We start from the raw sequence: 23,589 nt of genomic DNA, 5'->3' as shown, positions 1-23,589 counted from the left end.
TGAGGCGCCCGCCTCAAGACACCGCCCGCGTCAGCGCGTCGATCTGAGCCGTGGTCATGCCGGCGAGCTGCGTCGTGGAGAAGGCGGCGATCTGATTGCCGTTCAACGCCTCGAGCTCGGTGGTCGTCAGCGCCGCGATCGCCGTCGCGGAGAAGGCGGCGATCTGCGTCGTCGTCAGCCCGGCGAGCTGGCGGCCGGAGAAGGACGACAGCGTCGCGGGTTCGAGATGATTGAGCTGCTGCGTCGTGAGCGCGCCGATCTGCGTCGAAGTGAGTGCGGCGAATTGAGCCGCAGAGAGCGAGGAAAGCTCCGTCGTGGTCAGATCGACGATCTGCGTTGTCGCGAACGACGCGACCTGCGTCGTCGTGAGCGCGCCGAGCTGGGTCGTGGTCAGCGCGCGCAGCTGCGCGCGGATCAGCCCCGAAATCTGTGCCGTCGTCAATGCGCCGATCTCGGTCGTCGTGAGCGCTTGCGCCTGCGTCGCCGTCAGCGCGCCGAGTTGCGTCGCCTGCAGCCCGGCGAATTGCGTTTCGGTGAGGGTCGCGATCTGCGTCGTCGTCAGCCCGGCTATTCCATCGCTCGAGAAGGCGCCGATCTGCGTCGCCGAGAGAGCGGCGAATTGCGTAGAGGAGAGAGCGGCCGCCTGCGTCGGCGTCAATCCGCTCATCTCGGTCGTCGAGAGCAGAGCGATCTGCGTCGTGGCGAGGCTCGCCAATTGCGTCGTCGTCAGCGCCGCGACGGCCGAGGCGGAGAGGTTGGAGAATTGCGTCGTGGTCAGAGCGGCGAGCTCGGACGGATCGAGGCCGGCGATCGCCGTCGCCGAGAGCGCGGCGATCTGCGTCGCGGTCAGCGCGGCGGCCTGCGCCGGGGAGAGCGCGGCGATCTGCGTCGCGCCGAAGCCGGAGACGCCGGTCGAGGACAGAGCGGCGATCTGCGTCGGGACGAGCGCGCGCAGATCATCGACGTCGAGCGCGGCGACCTGCGTCGACGTGAGACCGCCGAGCTCGGTCGAGGTGAGCTGCGAAATCTGCGTCGTCGTCAGCGCCGAAAATTGCGTGGCGTCGAAGGCGCCGATCGCCGTCGGCGAGAAGGCGGCGAGCTGCGTGCTGGCGAGCGCGGCGAGGCGCGTCGTCGTGAGGCCCGCGACGCCGGTCGTGGCGAAGCCTGCGATCTGCGCGGCGGAGAGCGCGGAGAATTGCGTCGTGGTGAGCGCCGCGACCTCGGTCTGCGTGAGGCCGCCGACCGCGGAGCTCGTCAGGGCGCCGATCTGCGTCGCCGTCAGCAGCGCGAGCTGCGTCGTCGACAGGGCGCCTGCCTGCGTCGCCGTCAGCCCCGCGAGCTGCGTGGCGATGAGCTCGCCGATCTGCGTCGCCGTGAGTGCCGCGATCTGCGTCGTCGTCAGCGCCGCTACGCCGGTCGAAGCGAGGCTGCGGAATTGCGTCGTCGTCAGCGCGCCGATCTCTGCCGGCGTCAGTCCGGCGACGGCGGTCGTCGACAGCGCCGCGATCTGCGTCGCGGCGACGGCCGCGAGCTGAGTCGTGGAGAAGAGTCCGATCTGCGTCGCGGTGAGGCCGGTGATCGCCGTCGTCGTGAGCGCGCGGATCGAGGTGGTCGTCAAAGCGGCGATTTGCGTCGCGCCGAGCTCCGCCGCCTGCGTCGAGACGAGGCCCCGCGCCTGCGTCGCGGTGAGCGAAGCGATCTGCGTCGTGGTCAGCGCGTCGATCTGTGTCGTGGCGAGCACGGCGATCTGAGTCGCCGCGAGCGCTCCGATCTGCGTCTCGACGAGCGCGGCGAGCCGTGTCGTCGTCAGGCCGCCGATCGCCGTGGTGGAGAGCGCCGCGATCTGCGTCGTGGCGAGAGCGTCGAATTGCGTCGCGGCGAGGCTCTCCATCTGCGTGCGCGTCAGGCCGGCGAGTCCGGTCGTCGTCAGCGCCGCGACATCCGTCGCGGTGAGGATCGAAAGCTCGGTCGTCGTCAAGGCGCCGATCTGCGTCGCGGTGAACGCGCGCAGCTGCGTCGTGGTCAGCGCGTCGAGCGCGCTCGTCGTCAAGGCGGCGACGGCGGTGGTCGACAGCCCCGCGATCTGCGCGCTCGTCAGAACCGCGAGCTGATCGACGCCGAGCGCGGCGATCTGCGCCGCGCCGAGCGCGTTCATCTGATTGGCCGTCAGCGCGCGGATCTGCGTCGTCGCCAGACTGGCGATCCCGGTCGCGCTCAGCGCGCCGACAGCGTTGTAGGCGAGCGCCGAAATCTGCGTCGCCGAGAGCGCGCCGAGTTCGGTCGCGGTCAGCGCCGCCGCCTGGGTAGAGGTGAGGCCGCCGATCTCCGTCGTCGTCAGCGCGGCGAGCTGCGTCGTCGAGAGCGCGTCGATCTGCGAGATGGTGAGCGCGCCGATCTGCGCGGCGGTGAGCCCGCGCAGCTGCGTCGTCGTGAGCGTTGCGAGCGCGGACGTCGAAAAGCGCGACAGCGTGTCGGAGGAAAGGCCGGACAGCTGGCGCGACGTGAGCGCGGCGAGCTGGGTCGAGGAGAGCGCGGCGAACTGCGTGTCGACGAGAGCCGTCATCTGCGTCGTCGCCAAGGCGGCGATCTGCGTCACGCTCAGCACGGCGATATCCGCGCTCGACAATCCGCCGACGCCGGCCGCCGAGAGCGCCGAAATCTGCGTCGTCGTGAGCGCGGCGAGCTGCGTCGTGTCGAGAGCGGCGATCTGCGTGTCCGCGAGCGCGCGCAACTGCGCGGCGGTGAGAGCGCCGATCTGTGTCGCGGACAGCGCCGCGACGTCGCTCGTCGACAGCGCGCCGAAGGCGGCCGCCCCGATCGCGGCGATCTGCGTCGTGGCGAGCGCCCCGATCTGCGTCGCCGCGAGCGCGCGGATCTGCGTCACGCCGATCCCGGCGAGCGCCGTCGTCGACAGGGCGCCGATCTGCGTCGCCGAGAGCGCGGCGATCTGTGTGTCCGCCATGGCCGCGAGCTGCGTCTGCGTCAGCGATCGGATTTGCTGCGTCGAGAGGCCGGCGACTTCGCCGGTCGAGAGCCCGGAGACGGCGGCCGCCGAGAGCGCGGCGATCTGGCTCGTCTGCAGAACGGCGAGCTGCGAGGCGGTCAGCGCGCCGATCTGATCGGCCGAAAGGCTCTTGAGCTGCGTCGTCGTCATCGCTACGATCTGCGTCGTGGCGAGGCTCGCGATCCGCATCGTCGACAAGCCGGCGAGCGCGGAAGAGGCGAGCGCCGCGAATTGCGCCGTCGTCAGCGCGTCGAGCTGCGTCGCCGAGAAATGCGCGATCTGCGTCGAGGAGAAGGCGGTGAGGTCGGTGGCCGTGAGCGCGGCGAGTCGATCGGGGCCGAAGGCGGCGATCTGCGTCTCGTTCAGCGCGCGCAGCTGCGCGGCCGTCAGCGCGTCGAGCTGGCTCGAGGCGAGCCCGGCGATCTGTCCGCTGGCGAGGCCGCCGATTCCGCCGATCGAGAGGCCGGCGATCTGCGTCTGCGAGAGCGCCGCCAATTGGGTCTGCGTCAGCGCCTCTACTTGCGTGTCGGCGAGGCCCGAGAGCGCGCGCGACGTCAGAGCGGCGACTTGCGTCGCGGAGAGCGCGCCGATCTGCGCCGCGTCGAGCGAAGCGAGCGCCAGCGAGCCGAGCCCGGCGATCTGCGTCGAGTTCAGAGCGGCGATCTGCGTCGTCGTGAAGAAATCGAGCTGCGTCGTCGTCAGCGCGGCGATCTGCGTCGAGACGAGAGCGGCGAATTGCGTCGTGGAGAGGCGCGAGAGCGTCTCTGCGCTCACGGCGGCGATCTGCGCCGCGGAGAGGCGCTCCGCGGGCAGCGCTTGCAGCTCCGCCGTCGTCAGGGCGCCGAGCTGCGTCGCGGTGAGCGCGCGAGTCTGCGTCGTCGTCAGCGCGGCGAGCTGGGTCGTCGTGAACCTGTGGAGCGAGTCCGAATTCAATCGGCCGATCTGCGCGGCTGTCAATGCGGCGGCCTGCGTGGTCGTGAAAGCCTGGATTTCCGTCGTCGAGAGCGCGTCGAGGAACGTGGTCGACAGCGCGGCGATCTGAGTCGCGACGAGCTCGGCGAGCTGGGTCGAGGAGAGATCGCCGCGCCCGCCGGCGGTGAGAGCGGACACTTGCGCGGCCGAGAGCCGCGCGACCGGCAGGGCCTGGATCTGCGTCGCCGTCATGGCGCCGAGCTGCGTCGTTGTGAGCCCGCGCGCCTGCGTGGTCGTGAGGGCGCCGAGCTGCGCCGTCGTGAGATCGTCGATCTGCGTCGAGGCGAGCCCGGCGATCTGCGCCGCGGTGAGCGCTGCCGCCTGCGTCGTCGTCAGCGATTGCAGCGCCGTCGCGTCGAGACTGTTGAGAGAGGTCGTCGACAGCGCGGCGATCTGCGTCGCCGCGAAAGCGGCGAACTGATCGGACGAGAGATTGGCGAATGCGGTGGTCGAGAGATTGGCGATCTGCGCGAAGGAGAAGGCGGCGACGGACAGCGCCTGCATCTGCGTCGACGTCATGCCCGTGAACTGCGTCTGCGTGAAGCTGCGCACCTGTGTCGTCGTCAGCCCGGCGAGCTGCGTCGTGGTGAGATTGCCGAGCGCCGTCGCGGTGAGCGCGGCGATCTGCGTCGCCGCGACGCCGGCCATCTGCGTCGCCGTCAGCGACTGCAGATCGTCGGCGGAGAGGCTGTTGAGCGCGGTCGTGGACAGGGCTCCGATCTGCGTCGCGCCGAGCGAAGCGAGCTGCGTCGTCGTCAGATTATCGACCTCGGTCGCGGCGAGCTTGGCGATCTGCCCGACCGAGAGATTGGCGACCGTCAAGGCGATGATCTGATCGAGAGTCATCGCATTGAGCTGCGTCGCGGTGAGGCTGCGCACTTGTGTCGTCGTCAGCGCGCCGAGTTGCGTCGTCGTGAGATTGGCGAGCTGCGTCGTCGTCAGCGTGGCGATCTGCGAGGCCGCGAGCGCGAGGAGCTGCGTTCCGCTCAGCGCCTGAATCTCGGTCGAGGTGAGATTATTGATCTCCGTCGACGTCAGCGCGGCGATCTGCGTCGTCGTGAAGGCGGCGAGATCGTCCTGCACGAGGACCTCGAATTGCGGGAGGCCGAGCCCCATCAGCGCGGCTCGGGACAAAGCGGCGACTTGCGTCGAGGCCAGCGCCTCGAGATTGGTGGTCGAGAGGCTGTTGAGCTGCGTCGCCGTCAGCGCGGCGATCTGCGACGTGGAGAACGCCTCGATGTCGGTCGTGTCGAGCTGGCGCATGATAGTCGTCGTGAGACGAGCGACCTGCCAGGTGGTGAGGGAGGAGATGATCGACATGGGAGCCCCGCTGGTCGGGCGTCGGCGCGCGCGACGACAGGGCAGCGCGGACGGCCGCAGCCTAGGGACGCGACGCTTGCGCGAGGCTGATCGGATGCTCTTGCTCTGGACGCGGAACCGCGCGCTCACCCTTCGACGTAGATTTTCGCGCCTTTCTCCAAGAATTCCACGCTCTTTTCGGCAAATCCCTTCTCACGCTCGGCGATCGCCACGGCCTCCTCGCGCAGGTCGCGGGTGATCTGCATCGAGCAGAATTTCGGGCCGCACATGGAACAGAAATGCGCGAGCTTGTGCGCCTCCTTGGGCAAGGTCTCGTCGTGATATCGCCGCGCGGTGTCGGGATCGAGCCCCAGATCGAATTGATCTTCCCAGCGGAAGTCGAAGCGCGCTCTGCTCATGGCGTCATCGCGCTCCTGCGCCGCCGGATGACCCTTGGCGAGATCGGCGGCGTGGGCGGCGATTCGATAGGTGATCACGCCGGTCTTCACATCGTCGCGATCGGGAAGGCCCAGATGCTCCTTGGGCGTCACATAACAGAGCATCGCCGTGCCGAACCAGCCGATCATCGCCGCACCGATGCCCGAAGTGATGTGGTCGTAGCCCGGCGCGATATCGGTGACGAGCGGGCCGAGCGTATAGAACGGCGCCTCGCCGCATTCGCGCAGCTGCTTATCCATGTTCACTTTGATCTTGTGCATCGGCACATGGCCGGGCCCCTCGATCATAACCTGACAGCCCTTGTTCCAGGCGATCTTCGTCAATTCGCCGAGCGTCTCCAGCTCGGCGAATTGCGCCGCGTCGTTGGCGTCGGCGATCGAGCCCGGGCGCAGTCCGTCGCCGAGCGAGAAGGAGACGTCGTAGCGGCGCATGATGTCGCAGATGTCTTCGAAGCGTTCGTAGAGGAAGCTCTCGCGATGCCGCGAGAGGCACCAGCGCGCCATGATCGAGCCGCCGCGCGAGACGATGCCGGTGACGCGATCCGCCGTGAGCGGCACATGGGCGAGGCGCACGCCAGCGTGAATGGTGAAATAATCGACGCCCTGCTCGGCCTGCTCGATCAGCGTGTCCTCGAATACCTCCCAATCGAGCTTGGTGGCGTCGCCGCCGACTTTTTCCAGCGCCTGATAGATCGGCACCGTGCCGATCGGCACGGGCGCATTGCGGATGATCCAGTCGCGGATATTGTGGATGTTGCGCCCGGTGGAGAGGTCCATCACCGTGTCGGCGCCCCAGCGGATCGCCCACACCATCTTCTCCACCTCCTCGGCGACCGAGGAGGCGACGGCGGAATTGCCGATATTGGCGTTGACCTTCACGAGGAAATTGCGGCCGATGATCATCGGCTCGGCTTCCGGATGGTTGATGTTGGCGGGGATGATGGCGCGACCGCGCGCGACCTCCTCGCGCACGAATTCCGGCGTCACATATTCGGGAATGGCGGCGCCGAAGCTCTCGCCCGCCGCAATGCGCTCGGGGCCTCGAGCGAAGGCGTGCTCGCGGCAGAGGTTTTCGCGGTGGGCGACATAGATCATCTCTTCCGTGATGATTCCCGCGCGGGCGCATTCGAGCTGCGTCACCGGCGCCGTTCCGCTCGCACGGCGAATGGCGCGCGGCGCCGGACAAGGCGAGACCAGCCGATCCTCGCCGACAAAGCCATTATCCTCTGCCTTCACCGCGCGGCCCTGATAGGTCTCGAGCCCGGCGCGGGTCGCGAGCCATGGCCGCGCCGCCGGCAGGCCGGCCGAGAGATCGGGGGAAAACTCCGCGCAGCTATAGGGGCCGGAGGAATCATAGGCGCGCAGCGGCGGCTCGCCGGACGACGGATGCAGCGCGATCTCGCGGATGGGCACATTGATGTCGGAGCGGCCGCGCGGCGCGGAATAGAGTTTTCGGGAGGCGCCGATAGGGCCGGTCGTGACGCTTTGCGGGGTCGTCGGCCGTTTGTCGTGATGGTTCATCGTCGCTCTCCTCGAGACGGCGCGCCGAGGAGGAGAGACGCCGGCCCGAACAATCGGGCGACGTCGATCTGGCCTTCCCTCGCGCCGGCATTACCCGGATCAGGTTCGACGGGTGCTTCTCAGCCGCTCAGCCAGAGCGGCGCCCCTCGCCATTATCAGAATGTTAGCCCCCGCGGAGGGGCGCGGCAAGGGCGAACGGCCGACAGGGCCGCCCCGGCGTGAGCCCTTCGCGCCGTCGCAGGAGGTTCGTTTCGCAAATCGATTGTTCCCGCGCGGCGCCCTCCCTACTCGGCCGGCGACGGAGATCGCATCGGCGCGGCGACAAGTCGGCGCTGCTCGATCTTACGCCGCAGGCGCCGCCAGCCGATGACGACGCCCGTCACGCTGAGCGCGAAGCCTGCGCCATTGAGCGTGAGCATGAGGATGTCCCAGACCGGCCGCGCCTCGAGAAGAGCCGGAGCGTCCCAGCTGTGAAGGAAGGCGAACAGCCAGCGGCTCGCGCGCCGGCCGGAATCGAGCCGGCCGAGCGCCGCGCCCGTATGGGGGTCGATATGCGCCCAGGTCGAGGCGGGGTCGTCGAACTCGAGCCGCAGCACGGGAAGGCGCTTGTCGACATCGCCGTGCATCGTATGCGGCGCGCGCGCGAAATAATAGAAGTCGTAGGACTCCATCACGGTCGCGGCCGTCACTTTCGCGCCGGGAACGAGCCGCGCGCTGAGCCGCTTCAACTCGTCGAACGGCAGCATCGCCAAAGGCGCCGCGTCCGGCGCCGCGCGCAATATGCGCGTCGCGCCGCCCGCCCCGAAGCCGACGAAGTATCCCTCGCCGTCGATGACGCGCAGCTCGATCTCGCGCGCCGCGAGGCCGTCCGCCGAGAATCGCGTGAGCGCCTGCGCCGGCTCGAGACGGAATCGCTCGGCGGCGAGCGCGCCGCCGTAATAGGGCTTCGGATCGAAGGCCGATCCCGGCAGGTCGAATATCTTCCACGGGTTCATCGACATCATGCCGCTGAACACGAAGGTGATCGCCGTCGCGCCGCCCACGAGCCCGACGAGGTGATGCCATTTCATCACGCCCTCGCGATAAGGCGTGCGCGCGCCGGTCTTGTATGGCGCGCGGAAGCGCCAGCGCATGACTCCGACGGCGAGGCCGGTGATCGCGAGCGCCGTGCCGACGAGCGAGCCGTAGACGACGATGTCGCGCCAATAGGCGTCGACCCAGCCGCCGCGCAGCGGATAGAGCCAATGGATCCATGCGCCGACCCAGTTCCAGATCCGCTCGACGCGCGTCGCGTCACGCACGACCTCGCCCGTGACGGCCGAAACATAGAGCAGCGTCGAATCCGGATCGGACATATGGACGCGGTGCAGCGGACGCAGCCCGTCGAGCGCTTTCGAATGCGTCCACTGGTCCTCGTCGACGACTCCGTCATGACGGCCTTCGACGCCGAGGAAAGCGCGCGCCGTCGCGAGCGCCTCCTCGGCCGACACATTGGTCAGGCGTCTCCCGTCGCGGGCGCGCACGGCGATCGATCTGGCGGGCTCGACGGCGCGCGCGCGCCATCCGAGCACATAGGCGGGCTCGTCGCCGATCGTCGTGAGGCGGATCGATTGCGGGCTCTCGCGCTCCCCTGCGGCGGCGAGCGCCGTCGCGAGATCGACGCAGCAGCGCGCCGGATCGAGCGACGGCAACGCCGACAGGCGCTCCGCCGGCGTGAGCTTCGGATAGCCGACATACATCATGACGACCCCCGAGAAGAACCACATCGCCATGAACAGGCAGAGCGCGACGCCGAGCCAGCGATGGACGAGATAGAGATATCTCTTCATGTCCGCCTCCTCCCGATTCAGAATGTCACCTTCAAGGACATCTCGAATGTGCGCGGCTGGGCGAGCCGCAGCAGCGGCGCCGAGCCGCCCCATTCGGCATAGGTCGCGTCGGTGAAGTTCTTCACCATCGCCGTCAGCCGCGCCTGCGGGAGAATCTGCCAGGAAACGCCCGTGTCGAAGACGGTGTAGGCCGGCATTCGCATCGTATTGGCGTTGTCGGCGAATCGGACGCCGACGAAGCGCGTCGCGAAAGTCCATTGCCAGTCGGGCAGGAAATCCCAGTTGATCCAGCCGTTGGCGATCCAGCGCGCCATGTTCGTCGGACGGTTCCCCGCGCGCGAGATTCGTGTCGCCACGCCGTTGATCGACACCGATTCTTCGAACTTCTCGAATTGCGGATCGATCCAGGCGGCGTTGGCCTGCAGGTGCAAAGTCTCGAGCGGCTGGACGCCGACATTCACCTCAATGCCGTTCGATGACTGCTTGCCGACATTGATGACATTGCTCGGATTGGCGGGGTCCGAGGTGGTGATGTTGTCGCGCTCGATGAAATAGCCCGCGATCGTCGCCGATCCCTTGCCGTCCCAGAAATCCGTCTTCAGGCCCGCCTCGATCTGCCAGCCCGTCGTCAGATCGAAATTGCGCACGCCGCCGGCGTTGTTGGTGAGCAATATGCCGGACGGCGGATCGGCGGCCGTGCTGTAGGAGACATAGACGTTCGTCTCTTTCGTCAGGTCGTACATCAGCGCGGCGCGCCAGGTGAAGGGCTCGTAGCCCCTCCCCAAATAGGCCGGATCGCCGAAGGGATTGGCGGCGGAGGCGGCGGTGGGAAGGCGGAAGTTGAAGCGCTCCAGGCTGATTTTCTCCCAGCGCAGGCCGGTCACGAGATGGAGCTGCGGCGTCAGCGAAAGACGGTTCTCGGCGAAGAGCGCCAGCGTGTAGAGCTTGCTGCGTGCGCCGCCCACATAGCCCGTCGCGGCGGGATTGTCCTCATAGCTCTTGATCGGGACATATCCATAAGGGTCGACCGTGTCGACGGTCCCCGATTCGAGGCTCGGATTGCGCGTCTGCTGATTGAGCGAATAATCTATGCCCGCGACGGTCCTGGACGTGAGGCCGAACAGACGGGTCTCGTCGAACGCCTCGAGACGGTCGCCGACGAGGCTCTGAATATGCCGCGTCGCGAGCGAGGAGCTGCGGTCGAGCAGCGTGTTCGTCACATCGTAGCGGTAGCTCTCGACATTCTGATACTGGCGGTCGGCGCGATAGAGATAGAAGGTGTTCTTGAAGCGCGTCTCGCCGTCGAGCTCATATTCGGCGATGTCGCGCACCCACAGCACCTGCTGGTCGAAGACGGGCGAGCGGGCATTGTAGTTCTTGAACCGAATGGCCGGATCGAATGTCAGGTCGAGCGCCGGCAGGCCGAAGGTTCCCCAGGCGATCGTGCCGTTTCCGATCCAAGGGCGCGGAACCGGCGTTCCCCAATAGGAATTGCGCTGCTCGCCCTGAAACTCGACGGCGATCGTGTTCGAAAGTCCCGGCGCGATGTCGGTCAGCCAGGACACGGAGCCGACGCCGGAATTGTGATGCGAGTTCTGCATCCAGCCGTCCGAGCCCTTGTAGCTCACGTCGAGCTGCAGCCAGTTGTTCGGGTCGATCTGCTTGTTGATCCCATAGGAGGCGCGGCGGTCGAACCACATGCCGCCCATCAGCATCGCCTCGTTGCGATCCTGCCCCCGCGTCGCGATCTTGCTGACATAATTGACCGCTCCGCCGACCGCGCCCTGGCCGTAGAGATAAGAGGAGGCGCCGCCGAGCAGCTCCACGCGGTCGACGAGCCAGCTGTCGACCGGGCGCGCGGCGATCGCGTCATATTGCACGGTGATGCCGTTGAACATCTGCGTGACGGAAGACGCGCCGAAGCCGCGCAGGCTGATGGAGCCGGCCGAGCCCGGCGGGTCCGAGGCGATCACGCCGGGCATGCGCTGGATGACCTCCTGTGTCGTCTGCGCGCCGCGCGATTCGATGGTGGCGCGATCGACGATGCTGACGGAGGAGGGCGTCTCGCGCGCCGTCAGGCCGAGGCGGCTGCCGGCGGTGGACAGAATGTCGAGCTGCAGCTTGCCGTTGGGCGGCTGCAAGCCGGTCTTGCCCGTTCCCTGGGACGGCCGCCGGTTTGCGCTTCCAATGTCGATCGTGGGCAGCGCTTCCTGCGCGGCCGCCGAAGAAAACACGACGAGTGTGAGCGCGCCGGCGGAGACGCCGCGCGTCAAAGCGAAAGAGTACATGAGATTTCTCCTGGCGCGACGCTATGTGCGCGCTGGCCGAGTGAGGATGTTGCGGCGTCTGGCCGCGGCTCGATCCGTCAGGAGAAAAATGGAGGTGAGCGCGAGGACCAGGAGCTGGCCCAGCCGGTCGGCGGCCGGCCCGGATTTTCCGGTTCCCGGGGACGTGGTCGTGCCTTCGCCGAGTCCCACGATGGTGCGGCCGCGCAGAGGATCGTCGACGCGCATCTGCCATCGGTGGAGCAGGAGCAGAACACGCACTGCTGATGGTCGTGGGAATGAGGCGGCGCGTGCGCGTCGTCGCGTTGCGCCGCGCAGAGTTCCTCGACTGCGTTCCACGCCGAGCCGCCGGGCGAGAGCTCGCCGAGGCGGAGACCGGCGGAGAAGAAGAGGCTCTGGAATGCGAGACAAAACACGACGAACGGCGCCATCGCGCGCGCAGAAAGCCGCATTTTTCGTTTGATGCCCCGCATGACGAGAACTCTAGTACGGCGCAACACCACGGTCAAGGCGGAGCGCAGAACGCCGCTCACGGCGAAAGGCCGATCGCAATCGGCTGAACAGGCGACAGTTTCAGGTGAATGGATCGCGTCGGGGGAGGGAACGCCCTCGCGTTTCGCGGGGGGCGGCGCGGGTCCACGCTCGAGATGATCGACGAGGCGGCGTGACTCGCTCGGCCATTTCTCGCGAGCGCCGCGAGTGAGAAAATCGCAGCCGTCCGACCCGCCGCTTGCAAATCGCCGCCTCCATCGCAATCTCCACAGCGAAAGGAACGCGCGCCATGACCGCAGACGACACGGGGACGCAGCCGCCCTCCCGAATTCCCTGGCCGCCGCTGCTGCTCGTCGCCTCCATCGGCGGCGGGGCGCTCGTCGATTCGCTATTGTCCGGTCCGGCGGCCTGGCCGGACTGGGCGCGGACCATCGGCGTCCTGCTCGTCGTCCTCGCCCTTTCGATCGACGTCTGGTGCGTGCGGCTGATGTGGCGGCGCGGCGCCACCGTGCGGCCGGATCGCGCAGCCTCCAGCCTCGTCACCGAGGGCCCGTTCCGCTGGTCGCGCAATCCTATCTATGTCGCGAATGTCGCGCTGGTCGCGGGCCTCGGCCTCGCCTTCGCCGCGCCGGGGATGCTCCTGTCGGTGCCGGCGATGGCGCTCGCCTTGGTCAAGCTCGCCATCGAGCCGGAAGAGCGCCATCTGGCGCGCCGCTTCGGCCGCGACTATGAGGTCTATGTCGCGCGCACCCGCCGTTGGCTATAAGACGCCGCGGTCTCGAGGAGTGAGCCCTATGCCCGATGCGAGCGTCGCCGAGAACGAGAGCGCCTCCCGCCGTCTCTCCTTCGGAGTCGGCGGCATGACCTGCGCTTCGTGCGTCTCTCATGTCGAGAAGGCGCTGCGCGCCGCGCCGGGCGTGCTCGAGGCTTCGGTCGATCTGGCGACGGAGCGCGCCGATGTCGCGCTTGCGCCCCGCGCCGATCTCGAGAGCGTCGCGCGGGCAGTGAGCGAAGCCGGCTATGAGCCGGCCGTCCGCACGATCGAGCTCGGCGTCGGCGGCATGACCTGCGCTTCCTGCGTCGCCCATGTCGAGACGGCGTTGCGCGCCGTGCCGGGCGTCCTCTCCGCCGACGTCAATCTCGCGACGGAGCGGGCCCGCGTGCGCGCGCTCGCGGCGGGCGACATCGCGCCGGCGCTGAAGCGCGCCGTCGCGGAGGCCGGCTATGAGCCGCGCGAGATCGTCGGCGCCGCGGCCGAACGCCAGAGCGAGGCGCGCGACGCCGAGGCGAGCGAATTGCGCCGGCGCTTGCTTCTCGCCGCCGCTTTGACCGCGCCCGTGCTGGTCCTCGAGATGGGTGCGCATGTGATCCCCGGCGTGCACGACTGGATCATGGCGCAATTCGGCCATCGGCTCCCGCGCTATATTGCTTTCGTGCTCACGACGCTGGTGCTGGCGGGGCCCGGCAGGCCCTTTTACGCGAAGGGATTCCCCTCGCTGTGGCGCGGCCGTCCGGACATGAACTCGCTGGTCGCGCTCGGCACCGCGGCCGCCTATCTCTATTCGGTCGTCGCGACTTTCGCGCCCTCGCTGCTGCCGAGCGGCGCGGCCGACGTCTATTACGAATCGGCCTGCGTGATCGTCACGCTGATCCTGTTCGGCCGCACGCTCGAAGCGCGCGCCAAAGGACGCACATCAGAGGCGATCCGCGCGCTGGCGCGTTTGCAGCCCAAGACGGCCCGCGTGAAGAAGGGCGGCGAGGAGGTCGATACGCCGATCGACGAGGTGGTCGTCGGCGATCTCGTCGTGATTCGCCCCGGCGAGCGCATCGCGACCGACGGAATCGTCGTCGAGGGCGCGTCGCACGTCGACGAATCGATGATCAGCGGCGAGCCTCTGCCCGTCGGAAAGCGCGTCGGCGACGAGGTCACCGGCGGTACGGTCAACACCACTGGCGCCTTCGTGTTCCGCGCGACGCGCGTCGGCGCCGATACGGCGCTCGCCGGCATCATCCGCATGGTGGAGCAGGCGCAGGGCGCGAAGCTCCCCATCCAGGCGCTGGCCGATCGCGTCATCGCCGTTTTCGTTCCCGCCGTGCTGGCGATCGCCGCGCTGACCTGCATCGTCTGGCTCGCTTTCGGTCCGCACCAGGACGTCTCCTATGCGCTCGTCACCGCGGTCGCCGTGCTCATCATCGCCTGCCCCTGCGCCATGGGCCTCGCCACTCCCGCCGCGATCATGACCGGCACGGGCCGCGCCGCGGAGCTCGGCATATTGTTCCGCAAGGGCGAGGCGCTGCAGAGCCTGCGCGACGTGACGCTGATCGCCTTCGACAAGACCGGCACTCTGACGCGCGGCAAGCCGGCGCTCACCGATCTCGAGACGGCGCCCGGCGGCGATCCGAACGAGGCGCTGCGCTTTGCCGCGAGCGTGGAGGCGCAGTCCGAGCATCCGATCGCCGGAGCCCTGGTCGCAGCCGCGAGGTCGCGCGGCCTCGCGCTCGGCCCCGCGGAGAATTTCAACGCCACGCCCGGCATGGGCGTCGCCGCGCATGTCGACGAGCGCGACGTCGCCGTCGGCGCATTGCGCTTCATGACTTCGCTCGGGCTCGATGCGAGTGAGTTCGACGAGACCGCGGCGCGGCTCGCGGACGAGGGCAAGACGCCGCTCTATGTCGCGATCGACGGAAGGCTCGCCGCCGTTCTCTCCGTCGCCGATCCGCTCGAGGAGACGAGCGTCTCCGCCATCGCGGCTCTTCATGCGCAAGGCGTCGCCACGGCGATGATCACCGGCGACGACGAGCGCACGGCGCGCGCCATCGCGCGCAGGCTCGGCATAGACGAAGTGATCGCCGGCGTGATGCCGCAGGGCAAGGTCGAGGCGTTGCAACGACTGCGCGGGACGCGAAAAATCGCCTTCGTGGGCGACGGCGTGAACGACGCTCCGGCTCTCGCCGCCGCCGACGTCGGCATCGCCATCGGCACGGGAGCCGATATCGCCATCGAGGCCGCCGACGTCGTGCTGATGTCCGGCCATGTGTCGAAGGTCCCGGCGGCGCTGGCGCTCTCGCGCGCCACCTTGCGCAACATCGCACAAAATCTGTTCTGGGCCTTCGCCTATAATGTCGTGCTCATTCCCGTCGCCGCCGGCGCGCTCTATCCGGTGAATGGAATGCTGCTCTCGCCCATGCTCGGCGCCGGCGCCATGTCGCTCTCCAGCGTGTTCGTTCTGACCAATGCGCTGCGGTTGCGACGCTTCCGGCCGCCCGGAGACGCGGCGGCGAGGAGCGAGCCCGAAGGCGCGCATTCCACAGCAAGCAACCATGAGGAGGCTGATATGACGACGACATTCGAGGTTCGGGAAATGTCCTGCGGCAAATGCGTGAAGCATGTGACCCAGGCGGTGCAGTCGGTGGAGCCCGACGCGCAGGTCGCGGTCGATCTCGCGACCGGCAAGGTGCAGGTTTCCCCCTCGCCCAAAGACCCGGAAGCGCTGGCCAAGGTCATCACCGAGGCCGGCTATCCCGCGCGCGTCGCGGCCTGAGCGAAGGGGCGCGTCATGGCGGGATCGCTGGCCGGCAAGACCCTGTTCATCACCGGCGCCAGTCGCGGCATCGGTCTCGCCATCGCGCTGCGCGCTGCGCGTGACGGCGCCAATGTCGCCGTCGCCGCCAAGAGCGTGACGGACAACCCGAAAATTCCGGGCACTGTGTTCACCGCCGCGGCGGAGATCGAGGCGGCGGGCGGACGCGCGCTGGCGCTGCCCTGCGACATCCGCTTCGACGCGCAGGTCGAGGACGCGATCGAGAAGACGGTCGGCGTGTTCGGCGCACTCGACATTCTCGTCAACAACGCCAGCGCCATCGATCTGCGCGGGATCGAAACGCTCGAGATGAAGCGCTTCGATCTGATGCATCAGATCAATGCGCGCGGGACTTTCCTCTGCGCCAGGCTCGCTCTGCCGCATCTCGAGAAGGCTTCGAACCCGCATATTCTCACGCTGTCGCCGCCGCTCGATCTCGATCCGCGCTGGTTCGCCCCCAATCTCGCTTATACGATGGCGAAATATGGCATGAGCCTCGTCACGCTCGGCCTCGCGCGCGATCTCGCGCGCAAAGGGATCGCCGTCAATTCGCTGTGGCCGGAGACGGCGATCGCCACGGCGGCGGTCGGCAATCTCCTCGGCGGAGAAGAGGCGCTACGCTGCGCGCGCAAGCCCGAGATCGTCGCCGAGGCCGCCCATGCGATCCTGACGCGCGACTCGCGCGCCTGCACCGGCAATTTCTTCATCGACGTGAATGTGCTGACGGAGGAAGGCGAGACGGATTTCGCGAAATATGCGGTCGATCCGAAAGTCGACGCCATATTGGACTTCTTCCTCGACGCGCCGATCACTCGTGGCGTGCGCGCTCTCTCCTTCGCGCCCCCTCAGGCGAGCGCGGCGAAGCCCGAATAGAGCGTATAGAGGCCGACGAGCGAGACCAGCGCGCCGGAGAAATAGGGAGCCCTGGCGGCGATCTCCCGAAAGCCGGAGAAGCGCGCCGAGGCGTGGCGCACGCCGATCGCCGCCGCGACGCCGACGGCGATCATGGTCAGCGCGAGGCCGATGCTGAAGGCGAGCACCAGCGCGGCGCCGAGCGCCATCTGGCCGAGCTGCAGGCACAGCAGCAGAACGGTGATCGAGGCCGGACAGGGAATGAGCCCGCCGGTCAGGCCGAACAGCACGATCTGCCCGGTCGTCACATGGCGGTTGGCGAAACGCCGCTCGATCTCCTCGGCATGGGCGCGCTCGTGAGCGCCGAGCTCCTCGTCGTCGAGCGCGAGCAGCGCGTCATGCGAATGGCCATCGTCATGCTCATGATCGTCGTGATGGCGACGGTCGTGGCCGTGAGCATGGTCATGATCATGATGCGAATGGTCCGCCCAGGTCCGCCACGCCATCCACGCCGCGACCGCCAGTATGAGGACGCCGGAGACGATCTGCAGATAAGGCTCGTTCGCCTCTGTGTTCCAATACGAGCCGAAATAGAGTCCGGTCAGCGCCACCAGCCATACGATCGCGGTATGCGAGACCGTGGCGGCGAGGCCGAGCAGCACGGCCTGCGCCACCGTGCCGCGCACGGCGACGATGAAGGCGGCCATCATCGTCTTGGAATGGCCCGGCTCCAGCCCGTGCAGCGCGCCGAGCGCCACTGCAGTCGGCGCGAACAGCCACGCATTGGCCGCGCCGTCACGAAAGAGATCCGCTATGTTCGCCATTCACCCGCCAAATCTCCGCGCCCGCGCCCGCGCCCGGCATATATCGGCTTTCGCGCGCCCGCGTAAGAGCCCCGCGCCCCGCGCCGCCGGGGAAATCGAAGTTAATGATAACTGACGATTTTCCGGAAGCGTGCTAAAGTGTCCGCGTCGGCGTCTCTTGACCCGCGCGCCGAGGCGGCCGACACTTCCCTCCGTCCTGCCGAAGAGGCCCCCACGGTTATCATGGATCGCCTGTCCGCCTCCAACGCGCCCGCGCCGAACGCAGCGCGCGGCTCGCGTGCGCGTCGGAACGACAGACCTCATGTGCGCTTCGGCGTCGACCGCGCCGGCATGAACGCGGCCATGCGCAGCGATTGCCTGTCGCTCGGCGCGGCCGCACGCCCCGCGCGGCGCCTGCGCTCCATCATCTTCGACACCGCCATCAACGATCTCGGCAAGCAGGACATTCTGCTGCGCGGCTATGAGATGCGCGGCGCCTCCTTCGTCGAGCTGAGCTGGAGCCGCCTGGCCGGCGGCGGCGCGCGCAGCTCGATCGAATTGCGTGTGCCGTCGCTCGACGTCGGCAAATTGCTCGGCTTCTCTGAGGAATTGCGGCGACAGATCGCCGATCGGCCGCTCGAGGCGCGCTGCGTCGCCGAGACCGAACGCCGCGAATGGATGATCGAGCAGTCCGACGCGCGCCTCGCCGTCCGCTTCGACGACGGCTTCCTCGAATATTGTGGAAGACGCGCGCCCTTCCACGAGATCGAGCTGCGGCTCGTCGCGGGCGAGGAGCCGCGCTTGTGGCGGCTCGCCGCGGAGCTGTCGCGCCGCGCGCCGCTGCGCTGCCTGCCGATGAGCGCGGCCGAGCAGGCGCTGCGCGAGGCGGCGGGACAGGAGATTCGCTCGGTCAAAGCGCGTCGTGTGACGCTCGATCCAAAGGCCTCGCTCGACGAGGCCGTCGTCGCAATGGCCGGGTCCTGTCTCGACCACTTCCTCGCCAATTGGCCCGCGCTCGCGCATTCGCCGGCGCCGGAGGAGGCCATCCACCAGCTGCGCGTGGCGCTCAGGCGCCTGCGCGCCGGCGTCGGCCTGCTGCGCCGCGGCGTCGCCGGCGAGGGGCTGGAGCGCGCCGGCGCGCGCGCAAAAGACATTGCCGCGACTTTGGGCGAGGCGCGCAATCTCGACGTGCTGAAGGACATGCTCGCCGACGGCGCGCTCGCGCAGGCGAATGGCGAGCCGAGCTTCTATGCGCTGCTCGACGCCGTCGAATGCCGCAGGGCGGAGCGTCATGCGGCGGCGCAGGCGCTGATCGCGGCGCCCGAGACGACGCAATTCGTGCTCGATCTGCGCGCGACTCTCGCCGCGCGCGACTGGCGCCCGGCCGAAGCCGACGGCGCGCCCGTGATCGATCCCGCCGCTCCGGGCTCGGCGCGCGCCTTTGCGATCCGCTCGCTCGAGCGTCTGCATCGCAAGGCGATGAAGAAGTCTCGCAGCCTCGCCGAGCTCACGCCGACGCAGCGTCACGAGGCGCGCATCGCTTTCAAAAAGGCGCGCTACGCCGGCGAATTCTTCGAGTCGCTGTTCGACGCGCCCTCGCGCGCGCGCAAATATCTGCGGCGGTCGGCGGCGCTGCAGGACGCGCTCGGCGCCGCCAACGATATGGCTGTCGCCGCCGATCTGCTGCGCCGGATCGGCGAGGAGCGGCGAGCGGCGGCGCCGGCGAGCGCCTTCGCCATCGGCTGGTGCGCGCATGCGCAGGAGGCCTGCGCGGGCGACTGGCGCCGAATCGAGAAATCGCTGAAGAAGCTCGAGCCGTTCTGGCGGTGACGCGCGGCACGTCTCGCGCTCCCGGACGCGTCGGTCGCGATGGGCGCTTTCACGGCGGCGCGCGACGTCCTATTCAGCGATAGGCTCTTTCTTTCCGGGACATGACTCATGAATGTTCTCCTCATCGGCTCCGGCGGGCGCGAGCATGCGATCGCGATGGCGCTGGCGCCCAGCCCTCGGCTCAGACGCCTGTTCATGGCGCCCGGAAATACGGGAATGGCCGAGCTCGGCGAGATCGTCGCGCTCGACGCGGCCGATCATGAAGGGGTCGTGCGCTTTTGCGCGGAGAAGGAGATCGGCCTCGTCGTCGTCGGGCCCGAGCAGCCGCTCGTCGACGGCCTCGCCGATGCGCTGCGCGCGGCGGGCGTCGCCGTGTTCGGGCCGTCGAAGGCGGCGGCGCGGCTCGAAGGCTCCAAGGGCTTCGTCAAGGATCTCTGCCGCGCCCATGCGATACCGACCGCCGATTACGCACGCTTCTCGGACGAGGATGCGGCGCTCGCCCATATTCGCGCGAAAGGCGCGCCGATCGTCGTCAAGGCGGATGGGCTCGCCGCGGGCAAGGGCGTCGTCGTCGCCGAGACGCTCGCGGAGGCCGAGCGCGCCGTCGACGCGATGTTCTCCGGCGCTTTCGGCCGATCGGGCGCCGAAGTCGTGATCGAGGAGAAGCTCGAAGGCGAAGAGGTTTCCTTCTTCGCGCTCTGCGACGGGACGCGCGCGCTTCCCTTCGCCTCGGCGCAGGATCACAAGCGTGTCGGCGAGGGGGACACGGGCCCCAACACCGGCGGCATGGGCGCCTATTCGCCGGCGCCGGCGGTGACGAAGGAGGTCGAAGCGCAGATCATGAGCCGCATCGTCGAGCCGACGCTCGCGGCGATGCGCGAGCTCGGCGCGCCGTTTCAGGGCGTGCTGTTCGCCGGTCTGATGCTGACGAGCGACGGGCCGAAGCTCATCGAGTTCAATGTGCGTTTCGGCGATCCGGAGACGCAGGCGATGCTGCCGCGTCTCGAGGACGATCTCCTCGCTCTGATGATCGCCGCCGCGCAGGGCGCGCTCCCGGAGCAGAGGCCCCGCTTCTCGCCGCGCGTCGCGCTCACCGTGGTGCTGGCGGCGCAGGGCTATCCGGGAGCGCCGCTCGCCGGAACGGAGATTCGCGGCGTCGAACGCGCATCCGCCATTGTGGATGTCGTCGTCACCCATGCGGGCGCGCGCCGCGACGGCGCGCGTCTCCTCGCCGCCGGCGGCCGCGTGCTGAATATCACCGCTCTCGCGGATACGGTGAGCGAGGCGCAACGCCTCGCCTACAGAGCCGTCGACGCGATCGACTGGCCGGAGGGCTTCTGCCGCCGCGACATCGGCTGGCGGGCCGTGGCGCGCGAAGCGGCGCGAGATCGCGCGGGCTCCGGCAAGATCGCTCCGAATCTGACCGGCGTGCCGGAAACCATGCTGTGGACCTTGCACAATCGCGCGGGCGAAGCGATGCGGGCGGACGGCGTGCTGACGGATCCGAAGACGCTCGCGATCTATCGCGCGCTCGACTACGACTACGAAGGCAGCTTCGGAAAGGCGGAGCCGTCGCACGCCGCGCGCGCCGTCGTCTTCGACGAGGAGCTGCGCGCCTTTCTCGCCGCGCATCCGGACGGCGTCATCGTCAATCTCGGCGAAGGCCTGGAGACACATCGCTACCGCGTCGGCGGCGAAGGCGCGCTGTGGATCACCGTCGATCTCCCCGAATCGATCGCCATCCGTGAGCGCTTCATCGCGCCCGACGAGACGCATCGCCATGTCGCGACGAGCGCGCTCGACCGCCGCTGGTTCGACGAGGCTCCGCCGGGACGGCCCGTCTACATCACGGCCCAAGGGCTGCTCATGTATCTTCCGCCGCAGGAGGTGGCGTCGCTGATCGCGGATATGGCGAAACGTTTTCCCGGCGCGCGTTTCTGCTTCGACCATGTTCCGCGATGGCTCTCGAAGCGCACGCTCGAAGGATATAATCCCGGGCCGAATTTCACCGTCCCGCCCATGCCCTGGGGGATCGACCGCAGCGAGATCGCGCCGACGCTGCGCGAATGGGCCGGCGTCGAGCAGGTCGAAACCTTCGACTATCGGCTCTATCGCGGATGGCGCGGGCTCATCTTCGGCTGGCTGTCGCAGCTGCCCTGGGCGCGCGAGCGCCTTCCCGCCGTCACCCGCGTCGTGTTCCCGCGAGAGGGACAGCCGTGACGATTTCCCTTGCCGCAACGGCGGGAGGCGGGTCAGAACGGATGGTATTGGTAGAGCCAGTTCTCCGACAGAACCTCGTCCCCATTGCGCAGGAAGAGGCGCATCTCCACCGGCTCGGGACCGTCGACCGTCAGATCGAATTGCGCGCGCCAATGGCCGGGCACGCCATCCGACACAGCCTCGGTGAAGACATAAGAAAAAGTCCCGCGCGAGGCCCAGAGGACGGCCTCGGGTTTCACGCCGAAGGGCAGCTTCTCGAGCGGGCCGCCGAGAAATTCCACCATGAATTTGCGCACGCCCTTGGGGCGCGGCTTGCCCGGCTGGCCGCCATTGCCGAGCCTGGTCGCGACGCAGCGGGCGAGCGGCGTCGGATAGGGCTCGTCGGCGAGCCAATGCAGCCGATAGGAGAATTCGAAGGAGGAGCCCGCGACCGCCGGCGTCTGCGGGACCCACATGGCGACGATATTGTCGTGGATCTCGTCGTCGGTCGGAATCTCGACGAGTTGCACCGCGCCCTTGCCCCAATTGCCCTTCGGCTCGATCCAGACGCTCGGGCGGCGGTCGTAGAACACGCCGTCGAGATAATGGTCGAAATTGCGGTCGCGCTGCATCAGCCCGAAGCCTTTCGGATTTTCGTCGCCGAAGGCGGAGGCCATCACCCGTGAGGGATTGTTGAGAGGGCGCCACAGACGCTCGCCGGCGCCGGTCCACATGGAGAGCCCGTCGGAATCATGCACCTCCGGCCGCCAGTCGATCGCGGTCGGCTTCACGGTCTCCGAGAACCAGAACATGGAGGTGAGCGGCGCGACGCCGAAGCGGATGAAGTGGCCGCGCAGATGCAGCGCGCAGTCCACATCCATGGTCACCGCGCCGTCGCGCTTGGCGACGATGCGGAAGGCGCCGACGATCGACGGACCCTCGAGCAGCAGATGGAGGTGCAATCCGTCCGCGGTCTCGGGGCCGATATAGACATTGGTGAAGTCGGGAAATTCTTCCGATCGTCCCGCCTGCCAGGTGTCGAGCGCGACGCCGCGCGCCGAGAGCCCATATTGGCGCAGGGCGCCGATCGCGCGGAAATAAGAGGCGCCGAGGAAAGCCGCCCAGTCGTTCTTGCGCCAGTCGAGCGGGCCGTCGACCGGCTCCTGGATGCGGAAGCCCGCGAAGCCCGCGCCCTTCGGCAGCTGATGGGCGACCGAATCGGCGGGCATCTCGAAATAGGTCGGGCTGTAGAAGATCTCGCGCGCCTCGCCGTTCTCGACCTTGTACATCCGCACCGATTTGCGGAAGAACATGCCGAGGTGGAAGAATTCGACCGGATAGCGGCCGGGGCCGATCCTCAGCGCGTAATCGGTGTCGTAATGGATCTTGCCCCAGGCCTCGTAGTCGATCTTGCCCGTGATCTCGGGATCTGGCTGCAAGGGCGGATGATAGGGTTCGGCGACGCGCCGGCGGGCGGTCTCCTTCAGCCGCTCGAAGGTAAAGGGCTCGGCGGGGCCGAACTGCAGCTTGCCGGGCGGGGGCGCGGCCTTCGCCTCGGCGGCGCCGAGCGCGGGAAAGGCGGTCGTCGCCGCCGCGGCCTCGAGGAAGGAGCGGCGATCCATCTTCTCGGTCATTCGATCGATCCTCACGAAGGCCGAAGAGTGCGGGCGAGCGCCGTGAAGGCCGCCGTCCGGCCGATGGTCGGTCAAGAGATGCGGGCGATCAGCGAATCGGCTCGTGGCGGACTGCGGTGCGCATGAAGAAATACAGGCCGACGAATCCGGCGAGCGCGAAGACGATCTCGATCCCGCGGCTGATCGCCGGATCGAGCTGAAAGAGGCCGCCGAGCGCCCAGCCCGCCGCCCAGGAGGCGAGGACCAGCTCCGTGCCGACGAGGATCGCCACGGCGACCAGCGTGGACAGATGCACGAGGTTCAGAGGCTTCTTGCTCATGCGACGGGGGACTCCGCGCTCATCGTCTATGCAGAGGTGCTATACGATCGATCGGAACGGCGCAAGCGTGGCGGCGCGAGGGGACGCATTCGTCTCGCACGCACGGCTGCGTCTCACTCTTTTTCTTGGGCGCGGCGCGATCTGATGATCGCCGATCCGACGCTCCAGCCGCCGATCGCGCCGACCACGGTTCCCGCGATCGCCACGCTGAAGCCCAATGCGCTTCCCACATAGGCGCCGATCAGCGCGCCGACGCCCGCGAAAGCCAGCGCTGTTGCCGACAATTCCACCCCGAAGACTCCTTTCCGATCGGGTCTCGTCACGCCGCCTGTCCATGGGGTCATGGAGCTGGGCGCGACGGTCCGGCGATCCCTCGTCTCTCCTTACCAGGACGCGGTCGCCGCGGATATTCCGCTCCGGACGCTCATGGCCTTTATTGCCGCGCCACACCATAAATTGCTCTCGCCCGGCGCCAAAGCGCGAAAAATCGATTCCAGCGGCCAGAAAAATG

General features: G+C 68.2%; 15 protein-coding genes, 1 pseudogene and 1 riboswitch. Of the genes and pseudogenes, 7 read left to right on the top strand and 9 right to left on the bottom strand.

Annotated elements, in window-relative coordinates:
* Window positions 1–13: 13 nt before the first annotated feature.
* From AC6IW9_RS01015 to AC6IW9_RS00995, 5 genes are all read right to left on the bottom strand, one after another.
* On the bottom strand, window positions 14–5,296 hold the full coding sequence (locus AC6IW9_RS01015) for a beta strand repeat-containing protein (RefSeq protein ID WP_497768042.1): 5,283 nt from the start codon (window positions 5,294–5,296) through the stop codon (window positions 14–16).
* Window positions 5,297–5,421: 125 nt separating this feature from the next.
* Window positions 5,422–7,254 (bottom strand): phosphomethylpyrimidine synthase ThiC, encoded by a 1,833-nt coding sequence (gene thiC / locus AC6IW9_RS01010; RefSeq protein ID WP_497768039.1) that lies wholly within the window; start codon window positions 7,252–7,254, stop codon window positions 5,422–5,424.
* Between the two features lie 57 nt (window positions 7,255–7,311).
* Window positions 7,312–7,411: riboswitch (TPP riboswitch) on the bottom strand.
* 127 nt (window positions 7,412–7,538) lie between these two features.
* Window positions 7,539–9,083 (bottom strand): PepSY domain-containing protein, encoded by a 1,545-nt coding sequence (locus tag AC6IW9_RS01005; protein WP_497768036.1) that lies wholly within the window; start codon window positions 9,081–9,083, stop codon window positions 7,539–7,541.
* Window positions 9,084–9,100: 17 nt separating this feature from the next.
* Complete coding sequence (locus AC6IW9_RS01000) at window positions 9,101–11,371, bottom strand: TonB-dependent receptor (RefSeq protein ID WP_497768032.1); 2,271 nt, start codon at window positions 11,369–11,371, stop codon at window positions 9,101–9,103.
* A gap of 21 nt (window positions 11,372–11,392) precedes the next feature.
* Window positions 11,393–11,629, bottom strand: coding sequence for a hypothetical protein (locus AC6IW9_RS00995; protein ID WP_497768030.1), 237 nt, complete (start codon window positions 11,627–11,629; stop codon window positions 11,393–11,395).
* A gap of 29 nt (window positions 11,630–11,658) precedes the next feature.
* On the opposite strand from AC6IW9_RS00995, the gene AC6IW9_RS00990 reads away from it, so the two are divergent.
* From AC6IW9_RS00990 to AC6IW9_RS00975, 4 genes are all read left to right on the top strand, one after another.
* Window positions 11,659–11,928 (top strand): hypothetical protein, encoded by a 270-nt coding sequence (locus tag AC6IW9_RS00990; protein ID WP_497768028.1) that lies wholly within the window; start codon window positions 11,659–11,661, stop codon window positions 11,926–11,928.
* Between the two features lie 221 nt (window positions 11,929–12,149).
* Window positions 12,150–12,626, top strand: a complete 477-nt coding sequence (locus AC6IW9_RS00985) for a methyltransferase family protein (RefSeq protein WP_497768025.1) — start codon at window positions 12,150–12,152, stop codon at window positions 12,624–12,626.
* 28 nt (window positions 12,627–12,654) lie between these two features.
* The gene (locus AC6IW9_RS00980) at window positions 12,655–15,402 is read left to right on the top strand and encodes a heavy metal translocating P-type ATPase (RefSeq protein ID WP_497768022.1); all 2,748 of its coding nucleotides are present in this window, start codon (window positions 12,655–12,657) and stop codon (window positions 15,400–15,402) included.
* A 15-nt stretch (window positions 15,403–15,417) separates the two neighbouring features.
* On the top strand, window positions 15,418–16,314 hold the full coding sequence (locus AC6IW9_RS00975) for an SDR family oxidoreductase (protein ID WP_497768019.1): 897 nt from the start codon (window positions 15,418–15,420) through the stop codon (window positions 16,312–16,314).
* Here the strand turns inward: AC6IW9_RS00975 and AC6IW9_RS00970 are convergent.
* Window positions 16,287–17,117: a nickel/cobalt efflux transporter gene (locus AC6IW9_RS00970; protein WP_497768016.1), complete on the bottom strand. Its 831-nt coding sequence runs from the start codon at window positions 17,115–17,117 to the stop codon at window positions 16,287–16,289. The two genes, AC6IW9_RS00975 and AC6IW9_RS00970, sit on opposite strands and share 28 nt — an antisense overlap.
* Before the next feature lie 222 nt (window positions 17,118–17,339).
* Between AC6IW9_RS00970 and AC6IW9_RS00965 the strand changes: the two genes are divergently transcribed.
* From AC6IW9_RS00965 to AC6IW9_RS00955, 3 genes and pseudogenes are all read left to right on the top strand, one after another.
* Window positions 17,340–18,926, top strand: coding sequence for a CYTH and CHAD domain-containing protein (locus AC6IW9_RS00965; protein ID WP_497768013.1), 1,587 nt, complete (start codon window positions 17,340–17,342; stop codon window positions 18,924–18,926).
* Between the two features lie 108 nt (window positions 18,927–19,034).
* Window positions 19,035–20,303, top strand: a pseudogene (purD, locus tag AC6IW9_RS00960) (phosphoribosylamine--glycine ligase); the annotation flags it as partial.
* Between the two features lie 63 nt (window positions 20,304–20,366).
* Window positions 20,367–21,146, top strand: coding sequence for a class I SAM-dependent methyltransferase (locus tag AC6IW9_RS00955; protein WP_497772588.1), 780 nt, complete (start codon window positions 20,367–20,369; stop codon window positions 21,144–21,146).
* 32 nt (window positions 21,147–21,178) lie between these two features.
* Here the strand turns inward: AC6IW9_RS00955 and AC6IW9_RS00950 are convergent, their stop codons facing one another.
* The 3 genes from AC6IW9_RS00950 to AC6IW9_RS00940 form a co-directional block, all read right to left on the bottom strand.
* Window positions 21,179–22,759 (bottom strand): OpgD/OpgG family glucan biosynthesis protein, encoded by a 1,581-nt coding sequence (locus AC6IW9_RS00950; RefSeq protein WP_497768010.1) that lies wholly within the window; start codon window positions 22,757–22,759, stop codon window positions 21,179–21,181.
* An 88-nt stretch (window positions 22,760–22,847) separates the two neighbouring features.
* The gene (locus AC6IW9_RS00945; RefSeq protein ID WP_497768007.1) at window positions 22,848–23,078 is read right to left on the bottom strand and encodes a hypothetical protein; all 231 of its coding nucleotides are present in this window, start codon (window positions 23,076–23,078) and stop codon (window positions 22,848–22,850) included.
* A 113-nt stretch (window positions 23,079–23,191) separates the two neighbouring features.
* Window positions 23,192–23,368: a hypothetical protein gene (locus tag AC6IW9_RS00940; RefSeq protein WP_497768004.1), complete on the bottom strand. Its 177-nt coding sequence runs from the start codon at window positions 23,366–23,368 to the stop codon at window positions 23,192–23,194.
* Window positions 23,369–23,589: the final 221 nt, after the last annotated feature.

The organism is Methylosinus sp. shoA (assembly GCF_059718125.1).
The sequence above is the reverse complement of the archived record's forward strand: the minus strand, read 5'-3'. Positions and strand labels throughout refer to the sequence as shown.

Bases quoted from the DNA above. Each gene is read 5' to 3' on its own strand.
- AC6IW9_RS01015 (WP_497768042.1), bottom strand. From the start codon at position 5,296: ATGTCGATCATCTCCTCCCTCACCACCTGGCAGGTCGCTCGTCTCACG.
- thiC (WP_497768039.1), bottom strand. From the start codon at position 7,254: ATGAACCATCACGACAAACGGCCGACGACCCCGCAAAGCGTCACGACC.
- AC6IW9_RS01005 (WP_497768036.1), bottom strand. From the start codon at position 9,083: ATGAAGAGATATCTCTATCTCGTCCATCGCTGGCTCGGCGTCGCGCTC.
- AC6IW9_RS01000 (WP_497768032.1), bottom strand. From the start codon at position 11,371: ATGTACTCTTTCGCTTTGACGCGCGGCGTCTCCGCCGGCGCGCTCACA.
- AC6IW9_RS00985 (WP_497768025.1), top strand. From the start codon at position 12,150: ATGACCGCAGACGACACGGGGACGCAGCCGCCCTCCCGAATTCCCTGG.
- AC6IW9_RS00980 (WP_497768022.1), top strand. From the start codon at position 12,655: ATGCCCGATGCGAGCGTCGCCGAGAACGAGAGCGCCTCCCGCCGTCTC.
- AC6IW9_RS00975 (WP_497768019.1), top strand. From the start codon at position 15,418: ATGGCGGGATCGCTGGCCGGCAAGACCCTGTTCATCACCGGCGCCAGT.
- AC6IW9_RS00970 (WP_497768016.1), bottom strand. From the start codon at position 17,117: ATGGCGAACATAGCGGATCTCTTTCGTGACGGCGCGGCCAATGCGTGG.
- AC6IW9_RS00965 (WP_497768013.1), top strand. From the start codon at position 17,340: ATGGATCGCCTGTCCGCCTCCAACGCGCCCGCGCCGAACGCAGCGCGC.
- AC6IW9_RS00955 (WP_497772588.1), top strand. From the start codon at position 20,367: ATGCTGTGGACCTTGCACAATCGCGCGGGCGAAGCGATGCGGGCGGAC.
- AC6IW9_RS00950 (WP_497768010.1), bottom strand. From the start codon at position 22,759: ATGACCGAGAAGATGGATCGCCGCTCCTTCCTCGAGGCCGCGGCGGCG.
- AC6IW9_RS00945 (WP_497768007.1), bottom strand. From the start codon at position 23,078: ATGAGCAAGAAGCCTCTGAACCTCGTGCATCTGTCCACGCTGGTCGCC.